Raw genomic sequence first — 18,496 nt, forward strand, 5'->3', positions numbered from 1 at the left:
TGCGCTTGCAATGCCCCCATCGCCGTTGCCGATGGGGCCGCTGCCGACAAGGCCGCTGCGCAGGATTAACATTCCGTGCGTGCCGCCCCGGCGGCAGGCACGAAGACAGGACCGGCCCGCGCGGTTCCCCCACGACAACAGCGATGCCCTCCCGGGGCCCTGCCCGGGCGGCTCAGACACAAGCCAGAACATGCCCGCATCGCCGCCCCAGGCCCACCCGCCACACGACCCCGCCGATGTGCCGGCCCGGCGTCCCGCCCCCGTCAATCTGCGCGATCTGTTCTGGTCCTTCACCTGGCTGGCCCTGCAGGGCTTTGGCGGTGTGCTGGCCGTGGTACAGCGCGAGCTGGTCGAGAACAAGCGCTGGCTGACCAATGAAGAGTTTGTGGAGGACTGGGCCGTGGCCCAGATCATGCCCGGCCCCAATGTGGTCAACCTGTCCATCACCATTGGCGAGCGCTACTTCGGCTGGCGCGGTGCCGTGGTGGCCGTGTGCGGCATGCTGTGCTTTCCCATGCTGCTGGTGCTGACGCTGACCGTGATCTATTCCCAGCTGGCCGACCACCCCGCCGTGGCCGGCGCGCTGCGCGGCATGGGCGCCGTCGCAGCCGGCCTGGTGGCGGGCATGGGCCTGAAGCTGGCCAGCACGCTGAGCCGCCACCCGCTGGGGCGCTGGTGCAGCGCGGGCCTGGCGCTGGCCTCGTTCATTGCCATGGCGGTGATGCGCATTCCGCTGGCCTGGGTGCTGCTGGTGGTCGGCGGCGCGGGCTGCGTGCTGACCTGGAGAAAGCTCACGCCATGAATGCTGCCCACCAGATTGCACTGAGCCTGCAGCCCGCCGACTGGTTGCAGTTGCTGCTGTATTTCCTGACGCTGTCGCTGATGGCCGTGGGCGGGGCCATTGCCACGGCGCCTGACATGCACCGTTTTCTGGTCGATGGCCATGGCTGGCTCAGCGAGGCGCAATTCAGCTCCTCCATCGCCATTGCCCAGGCGGCGCCCGGGCCCAATGTGCTGTTCATCGCCTTGCTGGGATGGAACCTGGGCCTGAACGCAGGCGGAGGCACGGGCCTGCTGGCCTGGGCCTTTGGAGCACTGGGGGTGACCATCTGCATGATCGGCATCCTCTTGCCAAGTTCGCTGCTGGCCTGGCAGGCATCGCGCTGGGGCCAGCGCAACAGGAACCGGCGCGGCGTGCGGGCCTTCAAGCAGGGCATGGGCCCTCTGGTCATCGGCCTGCTGCTGGCCACGGGCTGGCTGCTGGGCACGGGCAGCGGCCGCCCCGCCCAGGATTGGCGCCTGTGGCTGCTGACCCTGGTCTGCGCCCTGCTGGTCTGGCGCACGCGCATTCACCTGCTGTGGCTGCTGGGCGCCGGCGCGGCGCTGGGAGCGCTGGGCTGGATCTGAGCGGATGCGCGAGAGGGAGGGGACTGCCCCGGTTGTGCGTCAAAAGGAGCCGCCATGGCGCAAGCCCCTTCCCTCCCCCTGGGCCGCGTCGGGCGGCCTGCCCCTCCGCCTTCAGTCGCCCAGCAGCAGCGGCAGCACCTGTGCCGACGGGCCGCGCAGGCATTGGTGGGCCGCGTCATCCAGCTCGGACGGTGCGGGATTGATCACGGCCACATGTGCGCCCGCCCTGCGTGCGATTCGCGCCAGCCCTGCAGCCGGGTACACGGCGCCCGATGTGCCCACCACCAGCAGCACATCGCAGTGCTGCACCGCCGCCTCGGCGGCCTGCCACACGCCCATGGGCAGGGACTCGCCGAACCAGACCACGCCCGGGCGCACCAGGTTGCCGCAGACGGCGCACTGCGGCGGCTCGCCCGGCTTCACCTGGGCCAGATCGCAGCATGCGCGCGGCCTTTCCAGCCATCGGTCCCGCATCAGCTCACCATGCAGGCACAGCACGCCGGGGCTGCCTGCGCGCTGGTGCAGGCCATCGACGTTCTGCGTGACCAGCGTCATGCGGCCCGGGTGGCGCAAGGCCCATTGCGCCAGCGCATGGTGGCCGGCGTTGGGCTGCACCGCAGCCACGGCTTCGCGCCGGTGCGCATACCACTGCCAGACGCGCTGCGGATGCGCGCGAAAGCCTGCCTCGCTGGCCATGTCCTGCGGGTTGAACTGTGCCCAGTAGCTGTTCTTGTCGTCGCGAAAGGTGGGTACGCCGGATTCGGCGCTGACGCCTGCGCCCGTGAGCACCGCGATATGGGCTGCACGCGCGATGCGGTCGCGCAGCTCGCCCTGGCCGGCCAGTTTAGGCTCGGCGGGGGAAGGCGAGGAAAGGGAATGTTCGTCGGGCATCGGGGCGGCGATGGAAAAAAGGCAGGCCATTGTGAGGTAGTGTCGCCCCGCCACGCATCAAATGCCTTTTTCCACCATCTCCAGCAGGCGCAGCGCCAGCGCGCGCCGCTGCTCGGCGGTGGCGTGGCGCAGCGGCCCGTCTATCACCAGCAAGGCCATGCCGTGCACCGCGGACCAGGCCAGGAACTCGGCCTGGGGCCGGCGCTCGGCAGGCAGCACGCCGGCCTCGGCCATGCTGTCCAGCGCATAGCCCAGCAGCTCGAACGGGTTCAGTCCCATGGCCGCTGCACGCGTGGTGTCGGGCGGCAGGTCCACGTCGTACTCGACCGAAGCAAAGGCCGTGCGAAACCAGCCGGTCTCCGTCTGGGCAAAGCCCAGATAGCCGCGCCCCACGGCAGCCAGCAGCGCGCGTGAGCGCTGCAGCACATCGGGCAGGGTGCGCGCCTGGGCCATTTCGGCCTCGATGGCTGCGGCCAGTGCGCCCAGGGCCGCAGCGCGCACGGCATCAAACAGCGCCTGGCGGTTGGCAAAGTGACGATAGGCTGCATTGGGCGCCACGCCCGCACGGCGCGTGGCCTCGCGCAGCACGATCGCCTGGGGACCGCCTTCACGCGCCAGCGCCAGGCCAGCCTCGACCAGGGCCTGGCGCAGGTCGCCATGGTGATATGACTCACGCCTGACACGTCGCTGCGTCACTGTTTTGCTTCCTTTTTTCTGCGTGGCCACATCACCCGAGAGGGAAGACAGCCCGGCCCCGCCGATTTACAGCTTGACACCGAAGCTGACAGCGCTTGATGTGGACAGCGTCCATTTTAGTCCCTAGCATATGTGAACGGCGTACACACGCCGGGCAGAAATCGATAAAAAGCCGGCATCGAACGGCATGAAACGGTTATCACCGTCACCAAGGAGACAAGCATGGCTTTGCACACCGGCCGCATACAGCCCTGCCTCTGGTTCGACAACCAGGGCGAGCAGGCGGCGCGCTTCTATACCGAAGTCTTTCCCGATTCCCGCATCACGGCCATTGCGCGCTACGGCGAAGCAGGCCACGACATCCACGGCAGGCCGGCGGGCAGCGTGATGACGGTGCAATTCGAGCTGGAAGGCCAGCCCTTTCTGGCGCTCAACGGCGGCCCCATGTTCCGCTTCAACGAGGCCGTCTCGCTGATGGTCAGTTGCGATACACAGGACGAGATAGACCACTACTGGGGCGCCCTGTCCGAGGGCGGCGACCCGGCGGCGCGTCAATGCGGCTGGCTCAAGGACCGCCATGGCCTGTCGTGGCAAATCGTTCCGTCCCAGATGGCCAGCTGGATGGGAGGCCCCGACATGGCCGCCGCCCAGCGCGTGATGCAGGCCCTGCTCGGCATGCAAAAGCTGGACATCGCCGCTCTTGAGCGCGCGCATGACGGCGGCTGAAGCCTCCTGGTCCCCTCCTCCCGTCGTCCCGTCCTCCCGTTCCTCCACTCCCCTCGCCACCGTCCCTCCCAGGAGCGTTCCATGCAATTCATCCCCTATCTGAACTTCAACGGCAACTGCGCCGAGGCTTTCGCCTTCTACGCCAGGCTGTTCGGCGGCACCATCGTGCACCAGAGCACCTTTGGCGAGACGCCGGGCATGGAGCAGATGCCCGAGGCCGACAAGCGCCTGATCATGCATGCCCACCTGCAGATCAAGGACCAGGCGCTGATGGCCTCGGACGCCACCGACAACTGCGGTGGCGGCGGCTACCAGCAGGCCCAGGGCATGTGGATCTCGATCGGCGTGGACGACGCCACCGAGGGTGGCCGCATCTTCAACGCGCTGGCCGAAGGCGGCAAGGTGACCATGCCCTTCCAGGCCACGTTCTGGTCGCCGGGCTTTGGCATGGTGACGGACCGCTTCAACACACCCTGGATGGTCAACGTCAAGGGCGAGGCCTGAACAAGGCCGGCCGACACATTGCCTCTGTCACCCACGAAGGAGTCCTCATGAACGCCAATCCCGTCGTCTGGTTCGAGATCCATGTGCAGGACATGGCGCGTGCGCGCCGGTTCTATGAAACCGTCTTCCAGGGCAAGCTGGAGCACCTGCCCGCGCCCGATGGCTCCGACAGCCAGGAGATGCTGTCCTTTCCGATGGACATGACAGGCCCCGGCGCGAGCGGAATGCTGGTGCGGATGGACGGCGCACCTTCCGGGGGCGGCGGCACGCTGGTCTATTTCGGCTGCGAGGACTGCGCCATAGAACAGGGCCGCGTCGAGGCCGCAGGCGGGCGCATCGAGCAGGCCAAATTCTCCATCGGCCCCCACGGCCACTGCGCCGTCGTGGTGGACACCGAGGGCAACCGCATCGGCCTGCACTCCATGCAATGAGGAGCACCATGACAGCACAAGACCTTCCCGAACACGCCAACGACCTGGTGCTCACGCGCCTGTTCGACATCCCCGCCGACAGGCTCTACCGCTGCTGGACCGAGCCGGCGCTGATCCAGCAATGGTTTGCACCCAGCCCCTGGAGCGTGGCCCGGGTGGACAACGACGTGCGGCCCGGCGGCCACAGCCTCATCGTCATGCGCAGCCCCGAAGGCCAGGAGATGCCCGGCAGCGGTGTCTACCTGGAAGTCATTCCCAACCGGCGCCTGGTCTTCACCGACGCCTTCACCCAAGGCTGGGTGCCAGCCGACAAGCCCTTCATGACGGGCATCGTCACCTTCGACCCCGAAGGCAGCCAGACCCGCTATACCGCCCGGGTGCGCCATTGGAATGCCGCCGACCGCGCCCAGCACGAGGCCATGGGCTTTCACAGCGGCTGGGGCCAGTGCGCAGACCAGTTGGCGGAACTCGCAGCCCGGCTCTGACGCCGGTTTTCACCAGGAGAGCACCATGCACTACATCGACGGATTCGTACTGCCCGTTCCCCGGGCCAACCTGCAGGCCTACCGCGAGGTGGCCGAGGCCGCAGGCAAGGTCTGGATGGAATACGGCGCGCTGCAGTACTGGGAATGCGCGGGCGACGACGTGCCCATGGGCAAGCTGACCTCGTTTCCCCAGGCCGTGCAGCTCAAGGAAGGCGAGATCGTGTTCTTTTCATGGATCGTCTATGCTTCGCGCGCGGAGCGCGACCGCATCAATGCCGCCGTCATGAAGGACCCGCGCATTGCCTCCATGGACCCGGCCACCATGCCCTTCGACGCCAAGCGCATGTTCTGGGGCGGCTTCGAGAGCGTGGTGGAGCTGGGCGCCGGCGGCGCGCCAGCCTAGATCTGGTCGGCCGGGACGGCGGATACGGCAGGCGTGGTGCCCAGGCCGCGCTGGCGCAGCGCCTCGTACAGGCACACGCCGCTGGCCACGGACACATTGAGGCTGGAGACGGCGCCCATCATGGGAATGCCGATCAGCTCGTCGCAGGTCTTGCGCGTGAGCTGGCGCATGCCGTCGCCTTCTGCGCCCAGCACCAGGGCCGTGGGGCCCTTGAGGTCCACCTCGTACAGGGTCTTGGGCGCATCGTCGCTGGTGCCGATGATCCAGATGTCGCGCTCCTTGAGCTCGTTGAGCGTGCGCGCCAGATTGGTGACCATGAAATAGGGCACGGTCTCGGCCGCGCCGCTGGCCACCTTGGCCACGGTGGCGTTCACGCCCACCGCATGGTCCTTGGGGGCAATCACCGCATGGGCGCCTGCGCCATCGGCCACGCGCAGGCAGGCGCCGAGGTTGTGCGGATCGGTCACGCCGTCCAGCACCAGCAGCAGCGGGTTGCTAACGCCATCGGCCTCCAGCTGCTCCAGCAGTTCATCCAGCGAATGCACCTGTGCCACCGCCTCCACGCGCGCGGCCACGCCCTGGTGGCCGTGGCTGCCGGCGAGCTTGGCCAGGCGTTCACCGTCGGCCTCGATCAGCCGGACGCCGGCCGACTTGGCGCGGTCGAGGAACTGGCGCATGCGCGCATCACGGCGCGTGGCCTCGTAGTAGACCTCGATGATGGATTGGGGCGCGGTCTTCATGCGCACGCCGACGGCGTGGAAGCCGAAGAGAACTTTGGGGGACGACATGGGGCGCGATTATCCCGCCAATTGGGCGCAGCCCCGGCACCCGCCGGACGAAGCCCGTCTGCACGCAACGGCTCCTGTGGTTTTTACGTAGCCGCTACACTGCGCGGGTTGGCCGCTTTCCAGCGGGCCCCTCTCATTGCGGCATGCACCGAAGCCACGGGCATGCCGCTTTGCATTTTTCATCGCCCTGTTTTTCCATTTCTTTCTCAACCATCATGCTCAAAGCCTTTCTTGCCTGGCTTGCCCGCACCAGCCTGGTGGGCCAGATCGCCATCAGTCTGGTCGCCGGCGGCCTGTTGGCCTGGCTCTGGCCCGAGGCCGCCCAGTCCGTATCCCTGCTTGGGACGCTGTTCATCTCCGCCCTCAAGGCCGTTGCCCCTGTCCTGGTGCTGCTGCTGGTGGTCTCGGCCACCAGCAACCACCGGCCCGGCCACGCCACGCAGATACGGCCCATCCTGTGGCTGTATGTGCTGGGCACCTTTGCCGCGGCCGTGGTGGCCGTGGTGGCAAGCATGGCCTTCCCGTCCACCATCCAGTTCAAAGACGCCGCCCCCGCCCAGGGCGCGCCTGGGCGCATTGGTGAAGTGCTGATGGCCCTGGTGCAAAGCGCCTTCGACAACCCGGTACGCGCGCTGATGAATGCCAACTACATCGGCATCCTTGCCTGGGCAGTGGCCATGGGCCTGGCCCTGCGCCACGCCTCTGAGACCACGCGCGCCGTGATGCATGACCTGGGCCAGGCCATCACCCGCGTGATCCAGGGCGTGATCCGCCTGGCGCCGCTGGGCATCTTCGGCCTGGTGGCGGGCACCTTTGCCCAGTCGGGCCTGGAAAAGCTGCTGGACTATGCCCACCTGCTGGCCGTGCTGCTGGGCTGCATGCTCTTCGTGGCCCTGGTGGTCAATCCGTTCATCGTCTGGACGCAGACGCGCCGCAATCCCTATCCCCTGGTGCTGACCTGCCTGCGCGAGAGCGCGGTCACGGCCTTCTTCACGCGCAGCTCGGCCGCCAACATCCCGGTGAACCTGGCGCTGGCCAAGCGCCTGGGCCTGGATGAGGACACCTACAGCGTCTCCATCCCGCTGGGCGCCACTATCAACATGGCCGGCGCCGCCGTCACCATCAGCGTGCTCTCGCTGGCTGCGGCCCATACCCTGGGCATCCAGGTCGATCTGCTGACCGCCATCTTGCTGTGCGTGGTGTCCGCGGTGTGCGCCTGCGGCGCCTCGGGCGTGGCCGGTGGCTCGCTGCTGCTGATTCCGCTGGCCTGCAGCCTGTTCGGCATCTCCAACGATCTGGCCATGCAGGTGGTGGGCGTGGGCTTTGTGATCGGCGTGATCCAGGACTCGGCCGAAACCGCACTCAACTCCTCCACGGACGTAATCTTCACGGCCGCGGCCTGCGAGGCGGCCGGGTGGCGCGAAGCTGTCGCCGCCTGAGATCAAGCCGCCAGCGCCTGCCCCTCTTCGATGCTGGCGACGCGGCCGGCCTCGATGGTCACGCGCCGCTCGCAGCGCGCGGCGATGGCTCGGTCATGCGTGACCATGACCAACGTGGTGCCGCGCTCACGGTTGAGCGCGAACATCAGCTCCATGATGGTTTCGCCGGTCGCAAAGTCCAGGCTGCCCGTGGGCTCGTCGGCCAGCAGCACGGCGGGCTCGACCACGAAGGCGCGGGCCAGCGCCACACGCTGCTGCTCACCGCCCGACAGCAGCTTGGGATAGTGGCCCAGGCGCTGGCCCAGCCCCACGCGCTCCAGCATTTCGGTGGCGCGGCGGCGGGCGTCGCGGCTGCCGGCCAGCTCCAGCGGCAGCATCACGTTCTCCAGCGCCGTCAGATTGCCCAGCAGCTGGAAGCTCTGGAAGACAAAGCCCAGCTTCTGCGCACGCACGGCAGCGCGCGCATCCTCGTCCAGCGCAAACATGTCCTGGCCCTGCAGCCGCACCGTGCCGCGCGTGGGCGTATCCAGGCCTGCGAGTATGGACAGCAGCGTGCTCTTGCCCGAGCCCGAGGCACCGACGATGGCCACGGTTTCCCTTGCCGCGAAGCGCAGATCGATATCCCTCAGAATATCCAGTGTTCCGGTCGAATCGCTGACCGACTTGAAGACATGCTCGACTTCGATCAGGGGCTGGGCAGTGCTTTGTGACATGGAGGATGGGAAGACGATGCAAGACAAGCTGCGCGCAATGCGCCGACGCCGCCACTTTATCTCGGCCGGCTTGGCCTTCGGTCTGCTGGGTACTTGGACGGCCATGCCCGCCCGGGCTGCAGACGCCGGCCCGTTGCTGGTGCTGGGCGATTCGCTGAGTGCCGAGTACGGTCTGGCCCGCGGCACGGGCTGGGTGGCGCTGCTGCAAAAGCGCCTGCAGGAGAGCCAGAAAAATGTGCCGCTGGTCAATGCCAGCGTGAGCGGCGAGACCACCTCGGGCGGCCGCTCGCGCCTGCCGGCCCTGCTCAAGCAGCACAAGCCGTCGGTGGTGGTGATCGAATTGGGAGGCAACGATGCGCTGCGCGGCCTGCCGCTGCAAAGCACGCAGGGCAATCTGGACGCCATGGTACGCGCGGCCCGTGATGCCGGGGCCAAGGTGCTGCTGGTGGGCATGCAGGTGCCTCCCAACTACGGCAGCGGCTATACGCGCCAGTTCGAGCAGTTGTTCTCCAAGGTGGCGCAGGAGCAGAAGGTGCCGCTCGTGCCCTTCCTGCTGGCCGGTATAGGCGATGCGGCCGACTCGGCCCAGTGGTTCCAGGCTGACCGCATCCACCCCACGGCCAAGGCCCAGCCGCGCATGCTGGACAACGTCTGGCCACAGCTCAGCAAACTGCTGCCCTGAGCACAGGGCAGCCAGGCTGTCAGCTGCTGCGGCCTTCCTCGCCGGAATGCGCCGCTGCGGGGGATGCCTGGTCTTCACCCGCCATACCGCCGCCCTCATGGTCGTCGGGTTTTCTTTCGGCCTTGGCCTTCTCCTTTTCAAGCTTCTTCTGCTTCTTGGCCAGTTCGCGCTGGCGTTTTTCATAGGCGTAGTTGGGTGTCGCCACAGGTGGACTCCTCTGTTGTTGCAAGCCCCACTGTAGCCGCAAGACGGGGCCCGGCCGTAAAACCTCAGGATAGGGGGGACGCAGGGTCGGCAGATTCACCCACGCTGCAGCGGTAAGCATGCCAACTGGCGCACCCCAGCAAAGGCCCCACCAGCAGCAGGCCCACGCCGTGCCACCACAGCGCAGCAGCCACCAGCACGGTGATGATCGCGGCCCATTGCAGCATGACGGCCAGGTTGAGGCCGACCACGCGCATGCTGGTGATGCAGGCCGTCAGCGCATCGCTGCCCCGGTCCAGCATGGCCGGCAGCGCCACCACCATGCTGGCGAACACCAGGGCCGCGAAGGCGCCGCCGACCAGCACGTAGATCGCCAGGAACTCCCAATTCTCCGGCCGTGTCACGGCCTGCAGCATGCCGGCCGTGGTGGGCATGCCGGTATCGAAGAACACGGCAAACACCACCATGGAGGCGCGCGCCCAGAGCATTTCCAGCACCAGCAAAACCATGACCAGCATGCCCATGCTGCCCATTTGCGTGTCCCAGCAGGTCAGCGAGCTGCTCAGTTGGGTCGGCAAGCCCCGCTCCAGCCTGCGGCTGGTGTCGTACAGGCCCATGGCCAGGAAGGGGCCGATGAGCAGACAGCCGCTGGCCATGGCCATGCTGTATTCAGGGCTGGCACGGGACACCCAGCCGATGAGCAGGGCCATGGCCCAGAAGCACAGGCCATAGAACAGCGCAACGCCCGGCGCCCGCCGCAGATCGCGCCAGCCCAGCGCCAGCCAGCGCCAGGGATCGGCCATGCGCAGCGGTTGCACCTGCAGCGCGCCAGCCGGGTGGTCGGAAGCTTTCTCGGGAGCGGGGGATGCCTGCATGCCTGGACCTCCTGGATCAGCGAGCCCCAAGTTAGCGCAGCCATGGCCGCGCTGCCATGGCGGAAACTACCGAGGGCCCCCGCCCAGACCGCGCAGGCCCGCACCCCGGTCCGCCCTCAGGCCTGCACCAGCTTGCCCGGCTGGCCGGGCAGCACCTTCCAGGCCGCGTCCCGCACGGTCTGATACTGGCGGCTGAACACCGTATCCACATAGATCCATTCGGCCTGGCAGGCCTGGGGGGTTGCCGTGACGATCATGTAGCCGCGGCGGGAGGTATCGCAGTACTTGAGCGTGTTGATGAACTGCAGCAGCGCGCCACGCAACTGGGCCGGATCCTGGCCGGGCAGGTAGTCCTCGAAGCCGGGCGAGCTGACGGACGAGGTGGCGAACTCCACGCCCACGCCCTGCCCGCTGCGGTCGCGCAGCTCGCTGGCCCAGGCGTTGTGGGTGTCACCGGCCAGCACGACCAGGTTCTTGCCCAGGCTGCGCGCCGTGGCCAGCACGGTCTCGCGAGCCACGGCGTAGCCGTCCCAGGCATCGAGGTTGTAGGGAATGCTGGGCTGGGCCAGGATGGCCTTTTCCGCCGCCGTCAGGCTGGCCGGGTTGGCCTGGGCCTTGGCCAGCAGCGCCGCGTAGGCCGGCAGCGAGACACCGCTGCCGGGGCTGAGGATGTCCATCAGCAAGGGCGCCGGCAGCTCCATGCGCCCCATCAGCACCTGCTGGCCCAGCACCTGCCAGGTGGCCTGCGAGGCCGCCATCTGCTGGCCAAGCCACTGGGTCTGCGTGGCGCCCATGAGCTGGCGTGCGGGATTGGCCATGTCGGAGGAAAAGCGCGCCGCGTCCAGCCCCTGTGCCGTGAAATAGTCGGCGTAGTCCAGCTGTTCGTCGCGCCCGATGACGCGCGTGTCCAGCATGTGCAGCGCCAGCAGGTCGCCGAAGGCGAAGCTGCGGTAGATGATCTCGGGCTGTGCGTTGCGCGTGGGCATCCACTCGTGATAGGCCTTGAGCGCGGCCACCTTGCGCAGCTCGAAGTCGCCTTCGGTGGCCGGCTGGTGGTTCTCGGCGCCGTGCATCCAGGTGTCATTGGAGACTTCGTGGTCGTCCCAGACCGCAATCATGGGCGCTGCCGCATGCAGGGCCTGCAGGTCGGCATCGCTCTTGTACTGGGCATGGCGCTGGCGGTAGTCGGCCAGGCTGACGATTTCGTTGGCCGGCAGGCTCTGGCGCTGCATGGCTTCGGCCTTGCCGTTGGCATAGCCGCCGCGCGCATATTCGTAGATGTAGTCGCCCAGATGCACGGTGGCGTCCAGGTCGCCCTGGCGTGCCGCATGCGCGTAGACATTGAAGTAGCCGGCCGGGTAGTTGGCGCAGGAAAACACGGCCAGCTTGACCTGCTGCACGGCGCCCACGGGCAGGGTTCGCGTGCGGCCCGTGGCGCTGGTCATGCCCTGGCAGCGAAAGCGGTAGTGGTAGCGCGTGGCGGGCCTGAGGCCCGTGGCATCGGCCTTGAAGGTGAAATCCTGGGTGGCGCGCGCCATGGCCTTGCCCGAAGTCACGAGGGTCTTGAAGTCGGCGTCCGATGCCACTTCCCACTCCACCTCGATGTCGCTGGAATGGCCCTGCGGCGGCGTCACGCGGGTCCAGAGGATGACGCGGTCACTCAACGGGTCGCCGCTGGCCACGCCGTGGCGGAACTCGACGGGAATGCGGCTGTCGCCATCCGACCCGCCGCAGCCAGCCAGTGGCAGCGCCAGGGCCGAGGCGCCCATGCCGCGCACGAAATGGCGGCGGCTGGCCACGAGGCCGGATTCGCGGGAGCCGGCTTTCGCCTGCTGCAGGATGTTGGTGATGCTCTCTTTGTGCTTCATGCTGGACCGGGGCCCGAAGGCCTCCGTGGGGTGGTATGAAGCCAGCGAGCATCGGCGGCGCAGGTGACAGGCAGATGTCACCTGCGCCTGGCGCTCAACTATGCAAACGCGGCGGCCAGGGCCTGCTCCAGGTCGGCACGCAGGTCCTGCACCGCTTCCAGGCCGATGGCAAAGCGCACCACGGTGCCGCTGCGCAGCTGGGGCGTGGGGCAGCTGCGCATGGACGACAGCTCATAGGGCACGACCAGGCTGATGGGACCGCCCCAGCTGTAGCCGATCTTGAACAGGCGCAGGCTGTCGCAGAAGCGGTCCACGGCCTGCTGGCCGTGGCGCGGATCGATGACCACGCTGAACAGGCCGGCGGCCACGCCCTCGCCGCCTGCGGCTGCGCCACACAGCGCCGTCCAGTTCTCGTGGCCCGGAGCGCCTTCCAGCGCCGGGTGCAGCACCTGGGCCACGGCCGGCTGCTGCTGCAGCCAGCGCGCCAGCTCGCGCGCGGCGCGGTCCTGGGCGTGGTAGCGCAGCGCGATGCTGGGCAGGGAGCGCAACACGGCCTCGGTGTCGTTGCCGCCCACGCCCAGGCCCAGGCGCATGTGCGCCAGCTTGATGCGCATGTGCAGCGCCTGGTCGCGCGTGATGATGCTGCCCATGAGCACGTCGCCACCGCCGCTGGGGTACTTGGTCAGCGCATGCACGGTGGCATCCACGCCCAGGCTGTGCGTTCCATCGGCCAGCAGATCGAAGGGGTTGAAGGCCAGGCCCGCGCCCCAGGTGTTGTCCAGCACGGTGGTGATGCCCCGCTCGCGGCACAGGCGCACCATGGCGATGAGGTCGGGGAACTCCATGGTGACCGAGCCCGGCGCCTCCAGCCAGACCAAACGCGTCTTGGGCGTGATTTTGGCTTCGAGGTCGGCAACATCCATGGCGTCATAGCACTGGTGGCGCACGCCGAAATGGGCCAGCTCTCCCTCGCTCAAGGTCTTGTTGGGGCCGTAGGCGTTGTCGGGCAGCAGCATCTCGTCGCCGGTGCGCAGCAGGGCCAGGGAGGTGGTCGCAATCGCAGCCAGGCCGCTGGGTACCAGCAGGCACTGCAGGCCGCCTTCCAGCGCGCTCAGGCGCTCTTCCAGCAAGAAGGTGGTGGGCGTGCCGTGCAGGCCGTAGGTATAGCTGCTCTTGTCCAGCCACTGGCGCCGGCGCATGGCCGCCACGTTCTCGAAGATCACCGTCGAGGCCTTGTGCACGGGCGGCTGCGGCGCAACAAAGCCCTCGGGCGGCTGGTAGGGATGGTGGATGAGATGGGTGCTGATCTGCAGGTCGGGTGTGCTCATGCAGCGCATCTTATGCGCTGGGCTGCAGCGTTCGGGCATAAAAAAACCAGGCGGGGAATCCGCCTGGTTTTCACAAGGGCAACGGAGCCGGTGGCTGCGATCAGCTGGCCTTGATCTCCAGCATGTTGCTGACGTTGTTCACGCCCTTGACGGACTTGGCAATGTCGCCTGCGCGCATCTTGAGTGCTTCGCTGGGGACCGAGCCGGTCAGCGTCACGGCGCCTGCCTTGGTGTCCACGTCGATCTTGAGGGCGGAGATATCGGGCTCCTTGATCAGGTCGGCCTTGATCTGGGCCGTAATGCCGGCGTCGTCGAGTGCGGCGCCTGCCTGGCTCATGGCGTTGTTGGTGGCCGCTTCGGCCTTGGCAGCACCTTCCTCGATCTTGGTGCCGGCGCTGCTCATGGCGTTGTCGATCTTCTGGCCGGCGCTTTGCGCGGCCTGCTGGGACTGCTGAACCGCAGAGTCGAGCTTCTGGCCCGCAGTGTCTTCGGTCTTGCCGCAGGCGGCAAGGCCGAAGGCCAGGGCAGACACGGCGAGGATCTGGCAGCAGCGTTGGGTGATGAAAGTCATGCGGTTACTCCTTGAATAGTTGTGAGGCGGTCAACACAGGCCTCGACTTTATTGAGGGCCCTGGGACAAACCCATACGACGCCGACGCAAGCGCCTGTAGGACAAGCCCGAACATCCCGGCACCATCCAGTTAGCATGACAATAGCGGCCATGCATTCCCTGGCGCGCTGGTTTCCCTTCCTGGCATGGCCCAAACCTTCGGCAGCCGTGCTGCGCGGGGAGTTCTGGGCAGGTCTCACCGTTGGTCTGATGCTTCTGCCCCAGGGCGTGGCCTATGCCGCCCTTGCGGGCATGCCGCTGATCACGGGCATTTACGCATCCATCGTTCCGGCCCTGGTGGCCGTGCTGTTCAGCGGCTCGCCCCGTCTGGGCGTGGGACCCACGGCCCTGAGCGCGCTGCTGATCGGCGCCTCGCTCACGGGCCTGGCCGAGCCCGGCTCCGCGCACTGGGTGGCGCTGGCCGCATGGATGGCGATTCTGTCGGGCCTGGTGCAGTGGTCGCTGGGGCTGATGCGCGCCGGCTGGCTGCTCAACCTGGTGACCTCGCCCGTGCTCACGGGCTTCACGCAGGCTGCGGCGCTGCTGATCCTGGCCTCGCAGCTGCCCACGCTGCTGGGCCTGCGCTCGACCTGGGGTGCCGTCTGGAACACGCCGTCGCTGCAGCTTTTCGACTGGCAGTCCATCGTCTACGGCATGGCCAGCATTGCCTTGCTCGTGCTCGCCAAGCGCTGGCGTGCGGCCTTTCCCTCGGCCATCTTCATCATCGCGCTGACCGGCGTGATCAGTTGGGCCACGGACTTTGCCGACGACGGCGGCGCCGTGGTCGGCCATCTGCCCGCGGGCCTGCCCAGCTTCCAGCTGCCGGGGCTGCTGAGCTGGGACGAGTTCGGCGCCCTGGTGATGCCGGTGCTGGTGATCTCGCTGGTGAGCTTTCTGGAGACGGCCTCCAGCGCCCAGGTGGAGCACCAGCAGGCCGGCACGCGCTGGAACGAGAACCAGGACCTGGTCGCCCAGGGCCTGTCCAAGATCAGTGCGGGCCTGTTCGGCAGCTTTGCCACCAGCGCCTCGTTCTCGCGCTCGGCCGTGAACCTGCTGGCCGGCGCCAAGACGGGATGGTCCAACGTGTTCTCCATCCTGCTGGTGGTCATCGTGGTGATGTGGTTCATCCCGGCGCTGTACCACGTGCCCAAGGCGGCGCTGGCGGCCATCGTGATCACGGCCGTGGTCAACCTCGTCAAGCCGCGTGTGCTGCTGCAGCTGTTCAAGGTGTCGCGCGTGGAGGGCAGCATTGCCCTGGCCACGCTGCTGCTGACCATCGTCACGGCGCCGCGCATGTACTGGGGCGTGTTCGCGGGCATCGTGCTGAGCCTGGGCTACTTCCTCTACCAGCGCCTGCACCCGCGCATCATCGAGGTGGGCCAGCATCCTGATGGCAGCCTGCGCGACCGCAATCTCTGGCAGCTGCCTCCGCTGGCGCCAGGCCTGCTGGCCCTGCGCATGGATGCCGAGCTGGACTTCGGCTCGGCCTCGGCCCTGGAGCGACGCATCGGCGACGAATGGGCGCTGCGCCCCGAGACGCATCACCTGTGCCTGCTGGCCCAGCCCATCAACCGCATCGACGTGACGGGCGTGGAGACCTTCGTGCGCCTGCAGCTGCTGGTGGCCAAGCGCAGCGGCGTGCTGCACGTGGTGGGCCTGAAGTTGCCGGCCGAGCAGGTGCTGCTGCGCGCCGGCGCCCTGCACCGCGGGCCGCACCTGCGGCTGTACCGCACCGATGCGGAATTCCTCGCCGCGCTGGCCCTGCCGCCCTTCATATCTCGGCCGGGATCAACATCTGTTACCAGCGATGGTGCAAAAGTCGACGCCGGCGCGGCGACAATTGAGCCTACACACTGATACACTTCACCGGCTTTTGATTCAGCCCTCTGTGACTGCCCCCGCCTCCCACCAATCCGTATACCTGCGCGACCTGCGCCTGGCCACAGCCCACGCGCTGGTTACCCACGCTGGCGGGGCGGTCCATTTGCCCACGGATTCGCCGACGCGATACCTGCAGGCGCTGATCGATGAACTGTGCTCGCTGTCGCTGCGCGACCCGCTCACGGGACTGGCCAACCGCCGCCATTTCCGCACCATTGCCGAGCGCGAGATCGACCGTGTGGCGCGCTCGGGCGAAGCGGCGCTGATGCTGATGCTGGACATCGACCATTTCAAGCAGATCAACGACCAGCACGGCCATATCGTCGGCGACCGGGTTCTGCAGTCGGTGGCCCGAACCCTGACCAGTTGCGTGCGCCCCATGGACACGCTGGCCCGCTACGGAGGCGAGGAGTTCGCCATCGTGCTGCCGGCCTGCCCTGCGACGTTCGGCCTGTCCGTGGCCGAGCGCATACGCAGCGCCATCGAGCGCATGCCGGTGGTCATCTCACCCACGTTGACACTGCAGATCACCATCAGCATCGGCGGCGCCTATGCGCTGCAGTGGATACGCAGCACCACGACCTTGTGGACCGAGCGTGCCGACAAACAGTTGTACCTGGCCAAGTCTGCCGGCCGCAACCGCGTGCACATTGAAGAACAACCAGACAGTACGGTAAGCGCGGAGGAAAAAAGCCTGCTTTTCGGACCTTTGTATGCCCCCTCCCCGTTTGACAATGGGCTGAATCCAGATATTGCAACCGATGTGGACCCCGAAGATGGACTCCGCTGATAGCCCGGTGGTAAGCGACAACGCCATTCCCCACCCCTCCCTGCCCGCTGCCGTTTCGATGAGCGATGCCGTGCGCGCCAAGCCGCGCGGACACATCATCGCCGTGACCAGCGGCAAGGGCGGCGTGGGCAAGACCTTCGTTTCGGCCAACCTGGCCGCAGCGCTGACACGCCATGGCCTCAAGGTCCTGGTGCTCGATGCCGACCTGGGCCTGGCCAACCTGGACGTGGTGCTCAACCTCTACCCCAAGGTCACGCTGCACGATGTGTTCACCGGCCGTTCCACGCTGGAGGAAGCCATCCTGCCCGCCCCCGGCGGCTACTCGGTGCTGCTGGCCGGCTCGGGGATGATCGAGTACTCGCGGCTCACGCCCGAGATCCGCCAGCAGTTCACGCACACCATCGAGACGCTGGCTCCTCGCTACGACATCGTGCTGCTGGACACGGGCGCGGGCATCTCCGACGTGGTGCTGTTCTCGGTGTCCATGGCCACCGAAGTGCTGGTCATCGCCACGCCCGAGCCCACCTCGCTGACCGATGCCTATGCGGCCATCAAGGTGCTTGCCATTCAGCAAAAGCGCCAGCAGATCCGCCTGGCCATCAACCAGGCCGCGCGTCCCGGCGATGGCCGCGCCATCACGGGTCAGCTCCAGCAGGTGCTCAACCGCTTTGTCAGCACGGCCTCCGGCGAGCCATTGCGGCTCACGCACCTGGGCGACATTCCCTCCGACCCGGCCGTGCGCGAGGCCGTGATGCGACGCCAGTTGCTGCTGCAATCCATGCCCGGTGCACCGGCTTCGCTGGCCGTGGCCCAGCTGGCCAATAAAATCAAGGCCCTGCTGGTGTCGGGCGGCTGATCGGGCCGCCCCTCGCCGGCGACCCGATCCAACCTGCGGCCCTTGCCGCCCCCCGCCTGCCTGCCTGTGCCCGATATCCTCAATATTTCCTGCTACAAGTTCACGCCGCTGCCCGACGCAGCGGCGCTGCGCGACACCCTGGCCGAACGCGCCCAGGCCCTTGCGCTCAAGGGCACCATCCTGCTGGCCGAGGAAGGCATCAACTTCTTCCTGGCAGGCCCCGCCCAGGCGGTGCACAGCTTCGTCGATCAGTTGCGCACCGATGAGCGCTTTGCCGACCTGGCCCCCAAGGAAAGCTGGTCCGACACCGTGCCTTTCCGCAAGATGCTGGTCAAGGTCAAGCGCGAGATCATCCGCATGGACCACCCCACCATCCGCCCGGCAGAGGGTCGCGCGCCTTCTGTCAGCCCCGCCACGCTGCGCCGCTGGCTGCAGCAGGGCCACGATGACGAGGGCCGCGAGGTGGTGACGCTGGATACGCGCAACGACTTCGAGGTCGATGCCGGCGCCTTCAAGGGCACCATCGACTGGCGCATCACCAAGTTCACCGAATTCCCGCCCGCGCTGCGCGCCCACAAGGCCGAACTGGCCGGCAAGACCGTGGTCAGCTACTGCACGGGCGGCATACGCTGCGAGAAGGCCGCCATCCTCATGCAGGACGAAGGCCTGGACCATGTCTATCAGCTCGAGGGCGGCATCCTCAAGTACTTCGAGGAGACCGACGGCGCCTTCTATGACGGCGGCTGCTTCGTCTTCGACGAGCGCCGCGCCGTGGGTGCGGACCTGTCGGCCGCACCCCAGCTGGAGCATCCGCAGGCCCAGGAGACTCCGTCTGCATAGGCCGATCCCCCAGCCCTGACCTGAAGCCCGGGGCATGCACACCACGCTTGCGGCGTGCACCACCAATGCGGCCATACCG

Annotated in this window: 22 protein-coding genes; 13 read left to right on the top strand and 9 right to left on the bottom strand. The window is 67.5% G+C overall.

The annotated features are described in order from the left end of the window. The first annotated feature begins 190 nt into the window (after positions 1-190). A complete protein-coding gene (locus tag ACF8LI_RS10140; protein ID WP_250438893.1) occupies positions 191-802 on the top strand; it encodes a chromate transporter in 612 nt (203 codons plus the stop codon). Then, positions 799-1,407, top strand: a complete 609-nt coding sequence (locus ACF8LI_RS10145; protein WP_016447144.1) for a chromate transporter — start codon at positions 799-801, stop codon at positions 1,405-1,407. Before ACF8LI_RS10140 ends, ACF8LI_RS10145 begins: the two co-directional genes overlap by 4 nt. 111 nt (positions 1,408-1,518) lie before the next feature. Here ACF8LI_RS10145 and ACF8LI_RS10150 read toward each other — a convergent pair whose 3' ends face one another. Then, the gene (locus ACF8LI_RS10150) at positions 1,519-2,298 is read right to left on the bottom strand and encodes an NAD-dependent deacetylase (RefSeq protein ID WP_392412559.1); all 780 of its coding nucleotides are present in this window, start codon (positions 2,296-2,298) and stop codon (positions 1,519-1,521) included. A 57-nt stretch (positions 2,299-2,355) separates the two neighbouring features. Next, on the bottom strand, positions 2,356-2,994 hold the full coding sequence (locus ACF8LI_RS10155; protein ID WP_016447146.1) for a TetR/AcrR family transcriptional regulator: 639 nt from the start codon (positions 2,992-2,994) through the stop codon (positions 2,356-2,358). Between the two features lie 222 nt (positions 2,995-3,216). Here ACF8LI_RS10155 and ACF8LI_RS10160 point away from each other — a divergent pair, with 222 nt between their 5' ends. The 5 genes from ACF8LI_RS10160 (at position 3,217) to ACF8LI_RS10180 (ending at position 5,543) form a co-directional block, all read left to right on the top strand. Next, positions 3,217-3,720, top strand: coding sequence for a VOC family protein (locus tag ACF8LI_RS10160; protein WP_016447147.1), 504 nt, complete (start codon positions 3,217-3,219; stop codon positions 3,718-3,720). Positions 3,721-3,801: 81 nt separating this feature from the next. Continuing rightward, on the top strand, positions 3,802-4,224 hold the full coding sequence (locus tag ACF8LI_RS10165) for a VOC family protein (protein ID WP_034365141.1): 423 nt from the start codon (positions 3,802-3,804) through the stop codon (positions 4,222-4,224). Between the two features lie 47 nt (positions 4,225-4,271). Beyond that, entirely contained in the window at positions 4,272-4,655 is a 384-nt protein-coding gene (locus tag ACF8LI_RS10170; RefSeq protein ID WP_046988004.1) for a VOC family protein, read from the top strand. 8 nt (positions 4,656-4,663) lie between these two features. Further along, positions 4,664-5,140, top strand: a complete 477-nt coding sequence (locus ACF8LI_RS10175; protein ID WP_017403914.1) for an SRPBCC family protein — start codon at positions 4,664-4,666, stop codon at positions 5,138-5,140. Between the two features lie 25 nt (positions 5,141-5,165). After that, positions 5,166-5,543 carry a DUF1428 domain-containing protein gene (locus tag ACF8LI_RS10180; protein ID WP_047217000.1) on the top strand — a complete coding sequence of 126 codons (378 nt, stop codon included), beginning with the start codon at positions 5,166-5,168 and terminating at the stop codon, positions 5,541-5,543. Here ACF8LI_RS10180 and rlmB read toward each other — a convergent pair. Next, positions 5,540-6,331, bottom strand: coding sequence for a 23S rRNA (guanosine(2251)-2'-O)-methyltransferase RlmB (gene rlmB, locus ACF8LI_RS10185; protein ID WP_392412562.1), 792 nt, complete (start codon positions 6,329-6,331; stop codon positions 5,540-5,542). The two genes, ACF8LI_RS10180 and rlmB, sit on opposite strands and share 4 nt — an antisense overlap. A gap of 215 nt (positions 6,332-6,546) precedes the next feature. Here rlmB and sstT point away from each other — a divergent pair, with 215 nt between their 5' ends. Then, positions 6,547-7,770, top strand: coding sequence for a serine/threonine transporter SstT (sstT, locus tag ACF8LI_RS10190; protein ID WP_392412564.1), 1,224 nt, complete (start codon positions 6,547-6,549; stop codon positions 7,768-7,770). Between the two features lie 2 nt (positions 7,771-7,772). Here sstT and ACF8LI_RS10195 read toward each other — a convergent pair whose 3' ends face one another. After that, positions 7,773-8,483 carry an ABC transporter ATP-binding protein gene (locus ACF8LI_RS10195; RefSeq protein ID WP_017403911.1) on the bottom strand — a complete coding sequence of 237 codons (711 nt, stop codon included), beginning with the start codon at positions 8,481-8,483 and terminating at the stop codon, positions 7,773-7,775. A gap of 16 nt (positions 8,484-8,499) precedes the next feature. Here ACF8LI_RS10195 and ACF8LI_RS10200 point away from each other — a divergent pair, with 16 nt between their 5' ends. Next, positions 8,500-9,165, top strand: coding sequence for an arylesterase (locus ACF8LI_RS10200; RefSeq protein WP_016447154.1), 666 nt, complete (start codon positions 8,500-8,502; stop codon positions 9,163-9,165). A 19-nt stretch (positions 9,166-9,184) separates the two neighbouring features. On the opposite strand, the gene ACF8LI_RS10205 is transcribed toward ACF8LI_RS10200, so the two are convergent. From ACF8LI_RS10205 to ACF8LI_RS10225, 5 genes are all read right to left on the bottom strand, one after another. Further along, positions 9,185-9,370 (bottom strand): hypothetical protein, encoded by a 186-nt coding sequence (locus tag ACF8LI_RS10205; RefSeq protein WP_016447155.1) that lies wholly within the window; start codon positions 9,368-9,370, stop codon positions 9,185-9,187. Between the two features lie 64 nt (positions 9,371-9,434). Then, positions 9,435-10,244, bottom strand: a complete 810-nt coding sequence (locus tag ACF8LI_RS10210) for a DUF2189 domain-containing protein (RefSeq protein WP_392412566.1) — start codon at positions 10,242-10,244, stop codon at positions 9,435-9,437. Between the two features lie 116 nt (positions 10,245-10,360). Continuing rightward, positions 10,361-12,112, bottom strand: a complete 1,752-nt coding sequence (locus tag ACF8LI_RS10215; protein ID WP_047327362.1) for an alkaline phosphatase — start codon at positions 12,110-12,112, stop codon at positions 10,361-10,363. A 98-nt stretch (positions 12,113-12,210) separates the two neighbouring features. Next, on the bottom strand, positions 12,211-13,440 hold the full coding sequence (locus tag ACF8LI_RS10220; protein WP_392412569.1) for a PLP-dependent transferase: 1,230 nt from the start codon (positions 13,438-13,440) through the stop codon (positions 12,211-12,213). Between the two features lie 100 nt (positions 13,441-13,540). Then, a complete protein-coding gene (locus ACF8LI_RS10225) occupies positions 13,541-14,011 on the bottom strand; it encodes a BON domain-containing protein (protein WP_016447159.1) in 471 nt (156 codons plus the stop codon). 150 nt (positions 14,012-14,161) lie between these two features. Here ACF8LI_RS10225 and ACF8LI_RS10230 point away from each other — a divergent pair, with 150 nt between their 5' ends. The 4 genes from ACF8LI_RS10230 (at position 14,162) to ACF8LI_RS10245 (ending at position 18,417) form a co-directional block, all read left to right on the top strand. Then, on the top strand, positions 14,162-15,907 hold the full coding sequence (locus ACF8LI_RS10230; RefSeq protein WP_016447160.1) for a SulP family inorganic anion transporter: 1,746 nt from the start codon (positions 14,162-14,164) through the stop codon (positions 15,905-15,907). A 31-nt stretch (positions 15,908-15,938) separates the two neighbouring features. Beyond that, positions 15,939-16,721: a GGDEF domain-containing protein gene (locus tag ACF8LI_RS10235; RefSeq protein ID WP_017403908.1), complete on the top strand. Its 783-nt coding sequence runs from the start codon at positions 15,939-15,941 to the stop codon at positions 16,719-16,721. Continuing rightward, entirely contained in the window at positions 16,708-17,577 is an 870-nt protein-coding gene (locus ACF8LI_RS10240) for a MinD/ParA family protein (RefSeq protein WP_016447162.1), read from the top strand. Before ACF8LI_RS10235 ends, ACF8LI_RS10240 begins: the two co-directional genes overlap by 14 nt. Before the next feature lie 66 nt (positions 17,578-17,643). Beyond that, positions 17,644-18,417: a sulfurtransferase gene (locus tag ACF8LI_RS10245; RefSeq protein WP_034365147.1), complete on the top strand. Its 774-nt coding sequence runs from the start codon at positions 17,644-17,646 to the stop codon at positions 18,415-18,417. Positions 18,418-18,496: the final 79 nt, after the last annotated feature.

The sequence above is a fragment of the Delftia sp. WSY_12 genome (assembly GCF_043104645.1).
GTDB lineage: Bacteria > Pseudomonadota > Gammaproteobacteria > Burkholderiales > Burkholderiaceae_C > Comamonas > Comamonas tsuruhatensis.